Genomic DNA, 11,459 nt, shown 5'->3' with positions numbered 1-11,459 from the left:
TCGCATGCCGGGATTCCAGCAGATCAATCAGCGGTATCAGAAACTATCCACGACGCCGCTCAGCCTCAACCTCTCTTCGGGGTCGTCAAAGACAACCTCCGCGCAACTGAAATGTTCGGGGTCGTGATCGAAGTCGTAGTACGCATCATCTTCATCACGTGCATCCGGATTTCTGAGTTTCTCCAGGTATTCCTCGTATCCCCACACACCCCCGATGTCCTCAGGAGGGCATGCCCGCTTTCCCTTGATGCATCTGGGATACCTGATGCCGGGCTCCTTTGGGAGGATCTTCTCAAGGATGATCATGTGCTTCCAGTCGTCGCCGAAATCGTAGGTATACATCGCCCGGGGATTATTTATGGCGAAGAAGTCGGCCATGGCGATCTCCCAGCCGAGCAGTGTCCCGGGAGCGAATTCGTTCGGGAACCCGATCTCTACCTCGGCATGGCTCTTTGGGTCTTTCATCTGGAACTCGTGCAGGTGGCTGTCGGTCCATCCCATCGCGTCCTGGATTGCAACATGAAAGTCCCAGAAACTGTAGGTCTCCGGCACCTGAATCCTTCTCCAGATAGGAGGGCGGATGTCCCGGAGAGTAATCTTGAACTGATACACGTTCTCGAATGCTTTCTTCTTTTTTCCCGGCATACGCCTCATGCTCCTTGAGATCCCGCAGGCGCGTCGGATGCAGCGCATCCCCGGTCGTGCGGACTCTCATTCATCAGTAGATATTCATTCCCGTACCGCCGGAAAAAGGTTCCTGCCGTGGTTCCGATCTCCTGCCATATCCGCCGGGCGATGCACGGCACTCCCGGTACAGCCCAAACGATTCTCTCACTTAGGGAATAGCTCCACCCCCAGTTTCTGTTCGAGGTCGCGTACCTTCTTTGGGACCTCGGTGATCTGGTCGAACCCCTCATAGGACACTCTCATCACCTTCGAAAAGATCAGTAAGAGATCCTTGGGTGAGTACTCCGCCGTCAGGTCTGCTTTCTTAATGCGTGCCAGCAACCTGCAGTAGAGATACAGGCAGAGGAACCCGACGAAGAGATGGCCGCAGACCGCACTCCTATCCGAAAGATACAGGATATCTGCCTGGATCTCGTTCTTCAGGGTATCGAAGTGCTTCTCCACCAGATCGCGAGTCTTGTAGAGTTCATAGATCTGCTGCGGCGTCTCATCAAGGTTCGAGAGAAAGAGGATGCGGCCGGCGCGTTTCTCCTGTTCCCTGGCTACCTCCTTCGTGATCGTGCCCTCAGTGAGTCGTTGGAAGAGGGTCTTCCTCTCCTCGAGTCGCAGATCCTCATCCTCGAAGAGGTAGAGGGTCCTGTCCCCGATCTCCCTCCTTCCCCCCCGGATCAGGCGCTTGTGGTACAGGAACCGGTCGTTGAGGTGGATCCGGGTTGCATAGTGGACACTGTCACGACGGAGCGGGAGGAGGTACGAGCACTCACGGCTGATGATCCCCTCGACCACCTTTCCGGAGATGAACCCGCGATCCAGGATCAGGATGGCATCCGCAAGGTGCAGACCATCCATGGAGGGGAGGAGCGTCGTGACATCCTTTACCGACCCCGGGAGGGGGCGCAGCATCACCGGCAACCCCGTCTCTCGCCCGGAGAAGAGAGCGAGGTTCACCTGGGGAAGGGCGATCTCTCGGGCATTGTGGCCCCACTCGGCAAGAGAGAGGTTATCGGAGAGGGAGAAGACAAAGGAGAGATCGTAGATGAGATGGCGGTTGCCGGTGCGAAGGTGCTGGAAGATCCTGTCCTGACCGATGCGGTCGTCGCCGATGGCCCGGAGCATGGTAGAGAGGGTTCTGGGGGAGCAATCGGGCTGGATATTCAGGGAATTGTCCAGTTTCTCCCAGGATGCCTTCACGCGTTTGAGGGGGAGATATCCGGTGATGCGGGTGAAGACAAGAGCGATAATCTCCTGCCAGTGGTCAGGGAACGCTTCGGTGAGAACCGGGATGAGATCCTGGAACTCCAGGGCGAGAAGATGGGCGTTACCGTATTCGTGCACAAATCGAGGCCGCTGCAGGGCAGTCACAGGACGTTCTTCCTGCGATGGCCGGGAAGAACCCCTGGCGAGGAGACCACGATCCGGGGTGAGCCGGCCAAGATAGCGTGAGACTTTCCGGGTCTTTTTTGTCTCCCGGTCGTAGACACTTGTCGAGTGATACACATACGGTTTACCCTGGATGTATTTGATCTCAAGGCACTTCTTCCCCATCTGCCGCTGCTGCTCAAGCCAAGCAGCTACCCACTCTTCCATGCCATAATATTAGGGAGTATAAGTATATAGATCTTTCGTTGTTATGGTGGCCGAGAGGCAAATGGAGCGCAGAGTGCGGAGAACAATCCCTAATCACAGAAATGTTTGGGATCGGAACTACCTCTTTGGCAGGCTGCTTGCCTACGCAAGGAAAATCGAAGAACTGTCTATAAAAAGCAGTGGGAACACGCCACGACAAACGAACGCGGAACGGGCGATGCCGAGGATCCATAAGTACCCGGCAAGAACCTGGAGCGAACTGTACCAGAAACTTCTCCCGTACATGGCAAAGTTCCGGACCGCAAGTCCTGATGCTGTGGGAAACAGGTATGAAGCGGAAATGAATGCCATAATGGAGGGGCTGAAAGTCGATCCTGTGGGTTTTGATGATACGCCTCTCACGTCGCTATATCTGCTGGGGTATCAGAGTCAGTTGAATCAGTTTGAGATTGAGAGAAAAGAAGCAATAGCCCGAAAAAAATCAAGAGAGGAAGCCGAAAGAGCAACTCAGGCTAGATCTATAGACAGAGATGATGGGAAATGACACAACTGGAAAACAAGATTGATTTTGCCGTGATTGTATCAGCGAAGAATGCAAACCCAAATGGAGATCCGTTAAACGGAAACTGCCCGCGTACCACTTATGAAGGGATCGGAGAGATGTCTGATGTCTGCATCAAACGCAAAATCAGAAACAGGTTGCAAGACATGGGTAACTGCATCTTCGTACAGTCTGTTGATCGCCGTTCGGATAATCATTTGAGCCTGAAAGATCGTGCAGACGGGTATGAACCATTAAAAAAAGCGTTAACTGATGGGAAAAAAGAAGATGCAGAGAAATTAGCCTGTGGGCGGTGGATTGATGTCCGAAGTTTCGGCCAAGTGTTCGCTTACAAGGCTAAAAAACCCGGTAAAAAGGCTAGTAAAAAGCAGGACAATACAGAGGTGGATCAGACAGATAATGCTGAGCCCGTGTCAATAGGTATCCGTGGACCGGTATCCATTCATCCAGCATTCAGTGTCGATCCCGTTGAAATCACCGCCCTACAGATAACTAAAAGTGTTAATGGGGAAACTAACGAAAAAGATCCATACAAGAAGGCTCCCGACACAATGGGCATGAAGTACCGCGTGGACTTTGGGGTGTATGTGTTTTACGGAAGCATCAACTGCCAGCTCGCGGAAAAGACCGGTTTTTCGACAGAGGATGCAGATAGCATCCGCAAGGCTCTCATTACGTTATTCGAGAACGACAGTTCATCGGCCCGCCCGGAGGGCAGTATGGAGGTGTACAGGGTGTTCTGGTGGAAACACAACTCAAAGAGCGGACAGTATTCTTCGGCGAAGGTCCACCGGACGTTGCATGCGCGGCCAAAGACGGATGCGCCGAAGTCCATCGAGGATTATGATATCACGGTAGACAGGCTGGAAGGTCTCGAATCCGAGATCTTTGAAGGAAGGTAACGAGTGAACCCGCGGTGAGAGTCGCCGGTGCAGACTATCCCAACCGTCGGGATGGCATATCGGTGAACATCGGTTCGATCGATTTTGATCCCGCACGGTAAAGGTGGGAGGGCTCCCCCCTCACCGCCGGCCAAGCCAGACCGCGAGGCTCACAATCGCCACGAGTGGAATTATCCATCCCGGCGCCGCCTTCTGGGACGGCTCCGCGGTCCCGTTCCCCGCCTGCGCCTCGATCCACCCGACCGCATACGTGAGCTGGACATCCTCCCCGGCCATCGCCCGCGCCAGGGTATCCGCATCGAGCGGCACCCGCACCGTCGGGGCGACTCCGCCGACCATCGACGCGTTGCTGTCCACCTGGATCCGGCCGTTCTCGTCGAGCGATGCACCCGCCGGGAAGGCCGTCATGATCCCGGGGGGCAGCACCGGCCCGAGCGTCTCGATGCCGAACGCCCCGTTCGTCCCGTACCACGAGACGATCGCACCCGTCCCTGACTCTGCAAAGACCTTCGGGAGACCCTCGCCCGAGCTGATGGTGTAGGGGCTGACGAGGACCGCGACCGGGCCCTCATAGCGGTCGGGCCGGGGCTCGCTCCAGGACTCCCAGAGGGGCGCGAACTCCCCGGTCCCGGGGTCGTACATGGTGCCGTACTCGTAGAAGACCGGCCGGTCCACGAACCAGGCCGCGAGAGCGGCGGCCAGGTTGTCGTCCCCGCCCCGGTTGAACCGGAGGTCGATGACGATGCCGGGCGCCCTATCCGCGATCGCGCCCTTCACCGCCGCCTTGAAGGGCTGGTAGGTGTTGTGGATATCTTCCTCGTAGACCGCGATGTAGACGATACCGCCGGAGAGGGTCCGGGTAGTCACGGTCTCGTTCGTGATCATCGCTTTGAGTTCCGCCCCTGACCCGGCAGCTCCGTCGTTCGCCTCGCGGCCGAGGAAGATGCTCGTCCGGGCGAGCGTGTCATAGCCGTCCTCCGCCGCGGTCAGGTTGACCGTGCGTGGCACCGAATCCCCGGGACCGGCTATCCCGACCGTCGCCCCGGCCCCAACCGGCGCCCGGGTCAGGAACCGCTGCTTCTGGAGGAGAACTCCTTCAGTGGTCGAAGGCTTGACCGGGGTCCAGATGATCGATGTCGCGTCGATCGCCTCCCCGACCGGCCGGCCGTTCCAGGAGACCACCTCGTCGCCGAACCGGATCCCCGCCTTCTCTGCACCGCTCCCCTCCGCGACGTAGGTCACGATCACCTTCCCCGTATCGAGTCGTGCGACGACAAACCCGTAGCCACCCCCGATATCAGCATACTTCGCCCCGAAGTCGTCGGGGGAGAGGACCATCACGTGCCCGTCAGGGATGGCATACGCAAACTCCCGGAGCGTCCGGTAGTACGCGGCGTTGTCGCGGTTCTTCTCGGCATCCGCGATCCCGGGGGCATACGTCGCGTAGAGCAAATCCCAGTCGACGCCGCGCCACTCCGTGAAGGCATAGCGTTCTTCCATATAGGCGCACGTCTCACGGAAGGCGTCGCTCCAGGACATGTTGCTGAAATCAGGAACCTCTCCCGTCAGGTTGGCCATGATGGGTGCGTACGACGCCATCAGTTCCTCGTTGTAGGCCGTCTCGTTGTCCCGCTCGAATATGATGGAGGTATCCGTCCATACCATCCCGCACGAATCGGTGTAGAGGCCGGCGGATACCGGCGACACGAGGGCGAGAAGCAGGACCAGAGCCGGCAGCCCTGCCAATATTGCGCGTAACCATCTTAAGTGCACGATAATCTTCCCTAAACATCCGTTTCTCACCGCGAGATTTGACCGTTGCGTTTTCCCACCCCGGGACCAGCAGGGAGCCGGGAGAATAGGCACGAGGGCAAACCTCCCGCTGCCGCGAAGGCCGTGGGATTGCTGTCCCCCGCATCTCCCCTTCGCGAGCGCCACCCCGCGCCGGAGGCCGGGACCGGGCCGCACACGAAGTTCAGGGGACGCTCGCGATCCGCCTCACGCGCCCCGGAATACGGTGGCCCGGTCCGCTGCTGCCATTGGGGCAACCTATTTACAGCACTATGAACAAGCATATACATCAAAGAGCACACCTGCAACACGGAGTACCCCATGCCGAACTGCACCACGTTTCTCGACGCCAACGCCTGTAACCCCACAAAAACCGCTCTCGTCGTCCCCTCCCGGGGGGAGTCCTATACCCGCGCCAACCTCCTCGACCTGGTCGCCCGGGCCGCAGGCGGCCTCCTCGCCCTCGGGATCGGGCGCGGGGAGCGGGTCTGCATCTACCTGGACAGTTCGGTGGAGTACCTGGTAAGTTACCTCGCCCTCTGGCGGATCGGCGCCGTCGCGGTCCCGACGAACCGGGTCTACCGGGAGAACGAGGTCCTCTACGCCGTCCGCGACGCAGGAGCCGCCGCCGTCATCACCGACGCGGAGGGTGCGGCCCTCGTCGGCCGCATCCGGGACCAAACACCGGCGCTCCGGCACGTCGTCGCCGTCGGCGGCAAGATCGCCGGCGCCACGCCGTGGACCGAGCTCCTCCGTGCGGACCCGTGCCGCCGCGCCGCCCACTGCCGGTTCGACGACCTCTGCCAGATCCAGTATACCTCCGGCACCACCGGGAAACCCAAAGGCGCCATGCTCACCCACGGCAACTGGATCGCGGCGATGGATGCCGAGCGGGACGTCCTCCGGATCACCCCTGACGACATCTACCTCGGCATCTACCCGATGGGGCACGTCGGCATCAGCTGGGGCATCGCCACCCTCCGGGCGGGCGGGACCTACGTCGTCATGGAACGGTTCGACCTCGCCCGCTACCTCGACCTCGCCCGTGAATACCGGGCCACGATCGTCGCCGGCATGCCGCCGGTGATCCACTCCCTCCTCCAGACCCCGCCGGGGACCGAAGCGGCGCTCGCCACCGTCCGGGTGATGATCAGCGGCGGCGGCCCCCTGACGCCCGGCGTCTGGAAACCCTTCCACGAGCGGTTTAATATTCCCGTCGTCAACGCCTACGGCCTCTCCGAGACGGTCGTCGTCGGTACCGGGACCGCCATCCGCCCCGAGCACTACGCGACCGCCGACGAGTTCCGAAGCGTCGGCACCCCGGTCGGGTTCTCGGAGGTGAAGATCGTCGACGCGAACGATCCCGCCCGGGAGCTCGGTCCCGGCGAGGACGGGGAGATCGCCCTCCGGGGGCCGGGGGTGGCGCTCGGCTACTGGCAGATGCCGGAAGAGACCCGCGCCGCCTTCCTCCCCGACGGCTGGTTCCTGACCGGCGACGTCGGCCACCTCGATGCGGAGGGGATGCTCTCCATCACCGACCGGAAGAAGGACATGATCGTCATGTCGGGCTGGAAGGTCTACCCGACCGAGGTCGAGGACGTCCTCGTCCAGCACCCGGGTGTCCGCGACGCGGCGGTCTTCGGGTGCCCCGACGAGCACCGGGGCGAGGTCCCGGTGGCCGTGGTGGTCCCCGCGGAGGGCGGCGTCACCCCCGACGGCATCATCGCCTTCGCCCGCGAACGCCTTGCCGGCTACAAGGTCCCCCGCCGGATCATCCTGGCGGCCGAGATCCCCCGGGTGAACGGCTGGAAACTCCTCCGGAAGCGCCTCAGGGAGGAGTACTGCGGTGCCGCCGGCATCGGCCACACCTGAGGGTATTATTAAGGAAAAAGCGGTGTATAGATACTCCTGACGTACACCCGAGGTGCAGACGTGGCAGACACCAGCAAACGTTCGACAGGTATCGCGGGCCTGGACCTTGCGCTCGACGGGGGATTCCCGCCGGGCGCCCGTATCATCATATCCGGATCGCCCTTAAGCGGCCTTGAGCTCCTGGCGCAGCAGTTCTGGCGGACGGGGAACGCGGCGGGTGCATACCTGATGCTTGACGCCGTGCCCCGGGAGGGTATGACCGATGCACGGGGCATGGATACAGCGGCGCTGGCCGGGGCCATGCAGGGTGAGAGGATCGTCGTGGACTCTCTCTCCACGCTGATCGCCACCCGGGGTATCGATGCGGCCACCCGGTTTGTCCTGCATGATACCCGGGCGATCGTCGAAGGAGGGGCAACCATCATCTACCTCCTCTACACCGGTCTCCACAGCCCCCTTGAGGAGGCGCGGATGATGCGTGCCGCGGACGTCTTCATCACCCTCAGGCACCAGGTCCACGGCAACGAGGTCGAGAGGACGCTCGCCATCGAGAAACTCAAGGATGCGAACGTGCCGCAGCGGGTGATCCCCTACCACATCATCGCAAAGGGCCTTGAACTCTCGACGACGAGCAGGGTGGTCTAGTCCGCATACTCAGCCCGGACCAGCCCTGCCGCAATATTCATATTCTTCAGTTTGGAAAACGCCTCCTCGCGCGTCCGCATCCGCAGGCCGCAGTCGGGATCGATGAGCATCGCCTCCGGCGAGAAGAGATCGACCCCCGTCTCGATCCTTTTCCGGATGACCTCGACGCTCTCGACGCCGGGGTCCGCCGAGTCCACGCAGCCGTAGCCGATCATCCGGCCGCGCAGGTCCTTTGCCGAGAGCACGTCGAGGTTGGATGGGTTGTTTGCAAACTCAAAGTCAAAGACGGCGACGTTTGTCCTGAGGATGTCGTCCACGACGTTCCTGAGGTTCCCGCAGACGTGGAGAGAGACCGGAACCCGGAGCCTCCCGGCGATGGCGTTCACCGCCTCGCGGCCGACGGCGATGTTTGCGGCCCCCGTGGAGAAGATGGGCTCGTCGATCTGGAGGAGCGTAACGCCGGCGTCCTGGAGGTAGCCCGCCTCGACCGCGAGCGCCTGCGCAAGGTCGAGGACCAGTTCGTCCCTGTTCCGGTAGAACGGGGTCTCTAACTTCAGGCCGTGCGCGAGCGTGCTCGGGCCGGTGAGGATCCCCTTCACCTTCGGGTGCCGGGAGAGGGCATACTTCGTATCCGCGACGGTGATGGGCTGCCGGGCCGGCTGGACCTTCCCGACGACCGCGGAGCCCCGGATGCCGGGGAGACGGGAGGTGAAGGCGTGGATCATGTCGCCGCGGACCTGGCCGTCGGAGATGATATCGATCCCGGCAGCGATCTGGTCGGCGACCGCTACCTCCACCGCGTGCTTCAGCGGGTCCACAAGGCCCATAATCCCCGAGCCTTTCACCACCGGGTAACTCCCGACCACCGTGGTCGGGAGGCGCATGCTTGTCAGGGTCATGGCGTCAGTCTGTGCCGGTCGCGCGGGAAGAGCGCCGCCTCGCGGATGTTGCCGAGGTTGAGCATCGTCATCACCAGGCGCTCGATGCCGAGCCCCCATCCGGCGTGCGGGGGCATGCCGTAGCGGAACGTCTTTAAGTAGAACTCGAAACTCTCGGGGGAGAGGCCTTTTGCGCGGATCCGCTCCACGAGGAGGTCGTGGTCGTGAATACGCTGGGCGCCGGAGGAGAGCTCCATCCGGGGGTGCATCATATCGAACGCCTTGCAGAACTCCGGTCGGTCCGGGTAGGGCATCGCGTAGTAGGGCCTGATATCGGTCGGCCAGTCGACGATGAAGTAGTGCTGCCCGATCACGTCGCCGATCGCCCTCTCGGCCGCCGGGGTGAGATCGTCGCCGAAGGAGAGTTTCTCCTCGATGGTCCGGTTCGCGATCTCGATCGCCTCCACGTAGGGTATCCGCGGGAACGGTGTTGCCGGGACCTCGAGGTCGACCCCGAGCTCCGCGAGGTGCTCGCCGCAGGTCTTTTTGACGCAGTCATAGACGTGGACGATCAGGTCTTCGAGAAGGTCCATGACGCCGTTGTGGTCGGCAAACGAGACCTCCACGTCAAGCGACGTGGCCTCGTTGAGGTGCCGGACGGTGTTGTGCTCCTCGGCGCGGAAGATGGGGCCGATCTCAAAGACCGCCTCAAACCCGGCCGCCATCATCATCTGCTTGTAGAGCTGCGGGCTCTGGTTCATGAACGCTTCTTTCTCGAAGTAGGCGATCGGGAAGAGCTCGGTGCCGCCCTCGGTCGCCGCCGCGACGATCTTTGGCGTGGTGATGTTGATGCAGCCGCGGGAGGCGAGGAACTCCGTCGCGGCGCAGGTCACCGCCGAGCGGATGAAGAAGATGGCGCGGACACGGGGTTTCCTCACGTCTAAGAACCGGGAGTCGATCCGGGTATCCATCTCGGCGGGCACTTTCTCCGCGACGTCGAGCGGGAGCGGGCTCTCTGCGATGCTGATGATCTCAAGCTCCTCGGGGACGATCTCGCGCCCGCCCGGGGCTTTCTCGATCGCTTTGACCGTTCCCCGGACCCTGACCACGGACTCGCGCGAGACGTCCCGGGCAATATCGAGGATCTCAGCCGGGACCTTCTTCTTCGGGATGGTCACCTGGATGATGCCGGTCCGGTCGCGGATCAGGAAGAACGAGAGTCCTCCAAGATCGCGGACCTCGTGCACCCAGCCGATGATCTCGGCAGATTCGGTCGTTGGGGTTACGGCCCGTATTGGTAAACGCATATGAAAAACCTGGGTACAATGTGGGCCCCGGGAGGTATTTTGTCTTGCGCTCCCGGCCGGGGGATTGCTCCGGCAAGGCGACGGGATTATGGCCTGCACCGGCGGGAAGCGGGAAAAAAAGGCGGCTGCCCCGGGGGGTGCGGGGCTACAGGAAGACTGCGGCGGCGATGACCGTCGTCCAGCGGCCGTCCATAACCCCTTCCGCTGCCTGGCAGGTGTGGGTCGTGCTGATGATCCGGCCGCTGGCCTTGTAGATCTGTTCACGCTCCTGCCATGCCCGGTCGGGATCGAACTCGATACCGAGCGTTGTCGCAAGCATGGTTGCCGCAAGGTCTTCGGCGTACTCGCCCGAAACCTCTGCCGTCTCCCCGAAGGCATGGTGCTCGGAGAGGTAGCCGTAGGTGTTGCTCTCCTTCGGCATCGCGTGGCCGATAGCGGCGGAGGCGAGCCTGCTCGGTTCGTTGGTCTCATTCCGGGCCATGACGACGTAGACGATGCTGCCTGGGGAGAGGTGCTGTAACCCTTCCTCCTTCGAGACCAGCTGGCAGTTCGGGGGGAAGATACTCGAGACGTAGACGAGGTTGTACTTCTCGATGCCCGCCTGGCGGAGAGCCAGCTCGAACGATGCCAGTTTGTCTTTGTGGATACCCACACCCTTCGTGAAGAAACACTTGGTCGGAACGAACATTAAGGATCTTCTTATCGTTTGAATTTTTTAAAATTTTCGGTGATAACAGGCACAAATTGAGAATGGATTGAAATTTCGTCAATTTTTTGCATTAGGTCGGTAATATGCCAGCAAATGGTAAAACAGGCTAAAAATTGATGGCTTTCAGGGCTCGCCGGAGTGGCCGCGACAGCCCCCGCGCCTGCCGCTCTTCACCTGCAGAACCGCCCGAACCGGGATCACTGCCGTATTCTTCTCTATCGGGGAAGATCCGGGCGGTCGGGGGAGAGAGCGGTTGAGCGCACCTGATGAGCGATCCGGGAGAGGGAGCGCACCCGGGGTTGCGAGATCCCGCCATCCGCCGGGGATACCAGCTCACGGAGATCGGGCGCCCCTGCCGGTACCGGGAGGTGCGGCCGCCGCCTCCCGCCCTGCGTATGCTCCTCCTGATCCTCCGGGGAGTCGCCGGGGTTCTCCGGTGCCGCCCCCGCCATAGGCCCTCCTCCCGGAGGAACGCTTATATGGAATGGTGCATGATCCGGTGCAACCGGGCGTGCGCCC

At 61.3% G+C, this 11,459-nt stretch carries 10 protein-coding genes; 4 read left to right on the top strand and 6 right to left on the bottom strand.

All coding sequences use genetic code 11. The annotated features are described in order from the left end of the window. Nucleotides 1-36 precede the first annotated feature (36 nt). Both QZ408_RS06090 and QZ408_RS06085 read right to left on the bottom strand, forming a co-directional pair. Nucleotides 37-645 carry a plasmid pRiA4b ORF-3 family protein gene (locus QZ408_RS06090; protein WP_292490333.1) on the bottom strand — a complete coding sequence of 203 codons (609 nt, stop codon included), beginning with the start codon at nt 643-645 and terminating at the stop codon, nt 37-39. A gap of 186 nt (nt 646-831) precedes the next feature. Then, complete coding sequence (locus tag QZ408_RS06085; RefSeq protein ID WP_292490332.1) at nt 832-2,274, bottom strand: transposase; 1,443 nt, start codon at nt 2,272-2,274, stop codon at nt 832-834. Nucleotides 2,275-2,317: 43 nt separating this feature from the next. On the opposite strand from QZ408_RS06085, the gene QZ408_RS06080 reads away from it, so the two are divergent. Together QZ408_RS06080 and cas7c are read left to right on the top strand one after the other, a co-directional pair. Next, the gene (locus tag QZ408_RS06080; protein ID WP_292490331.1) at nt 2,318-2,818 is read left to right on the top strand and encodes a type I-C CRISPR-associated protein Cas8c/Csd1; all 501 of its coding nucleotides are present in this window, start codon (nt 2,318-2,320) and stop codon (nt 2,816-2,818) included. Then, nucleotides 2,815-3,738: a type I-C CRISPR-associated protein Cas7/Csd2 gene (gene cas7c / locus QZ408_RS06075; RefSeq protein WP_292490330.1), complete on the top strand. Its 924-nt coding sequence runs from the start codon at nt 2,815-2,817 to the stop codon at nt 3,736-3,738. The genes QZ408_RS06080 and cas7c overlap by 4 nt, the downstream gene beginning before the upstream one ends. A gap of 120 nt (nt 3,739-3,858) precedes the next feature. On the opposite strand, the gene QZ408_RS06070 is transcribed toward cas7c, so the two are convergent. Beyond that, the gene (locus QZ408_RS06070) at nt 3,859-5,484 is read right to left on the bottom strand and encodes a S41 family peptidase (protein ID WP_292490329.1); all 1,626 of its coding nucleotides are present in this window, start codon (nt 5,482-5,484) and stop codon (nt 3,859-3,861) included. A gap of 366 nt (nt 5,485-5,850) precedes the next feature. Here QZ408_RS06070 and QZ408_RS06065 point away from each other — a divergent pair, with 366 nt between their 5' ends. Beyond that, nucleotides 5,851-7,401, top strand: a complete 1,551-nt coding sequence (locus tag QZ408_RS06065) for a class I adenylate-forming enzyme family protein (protein ID WP_292490328.1) — start codon at nt 5,851-5,853, stop codon at nt 7,399-7,401. A 60-nt stretch (nt 7,402-7,461) separates the two neighbouring features. Further along, a complete protein-coding gene (locus QZ408_RS06060; RefSeq protein ID WP_292490327.1) occupies nt 7,462-8,046 on the top strand; it encodes an ATPase domain-containing protein in 585 nt (194 codons plus the stop codon). Here the strand turns inward: QZ408_RS06060 and QZ408_RS06055 are convergent. The 3 genes from QZ408_RS06055 to QZ408_RS06045 form a co-directional block, all read right to left on the bottom strand. Then, nucleotides 8,043-8,945, bottom strand: a complete 903-nt coding sequence (locus QZ408_RS06055) for a methionine synthase (protein ID WP_292490326.1) — start codon at nt 8,943-8,945, stop codon at nt 8,043-8,045. The genes QZ408_RS06060 and QZ408_RS06055 overlap by 4 nt on opposite strands. Then, on the bottom strand, nt 8,942-10,231 hold the full coding sequence (gene aspS, locus QZ408_RS06050) for an aspartate--tRNA(Asn) ligase (protein WP_292490325.1): 1,290 nt from the start codon (nt 10,229-10,231) through the stop codon (nt 8,942-8,944). The genes QZ408_RS06055 and aspS overlap by 4 nt, the downstream gene beginning before the upstream one ends. A gap of 145 nt (nt 10,232-10,376) precedes the next feature. After that, complete coding sequence (locus QZ408_RS06045) at nt 10,377-10,919, bottom strand: arginine decarboxylase, pyruvoyl-dependent (protein ID WP_292490324.1); 543 nt, start codon at nt 10,917-10,919, stop codon at nt 10,377-10,379. Nucleotides 10,920-11,459: the final 540 nt, after the last annotated feature.

The sequence above is a fragment of the Methanoculleus sp. 10 genome, from assembly GCF_913757945.1.
In the GTDB taxonomy this organism is placed as follows: Archaea; Halobacteriota; Methanomicrobia; order Methanomicrobiales; family Methanoculleaceae; genus Methanoculleus.
The sequence above is the reverse complement of the archived record's forward strand: the minus strand, read 5'-3'. Positions and strand labels throughout refer to the sequence as shown.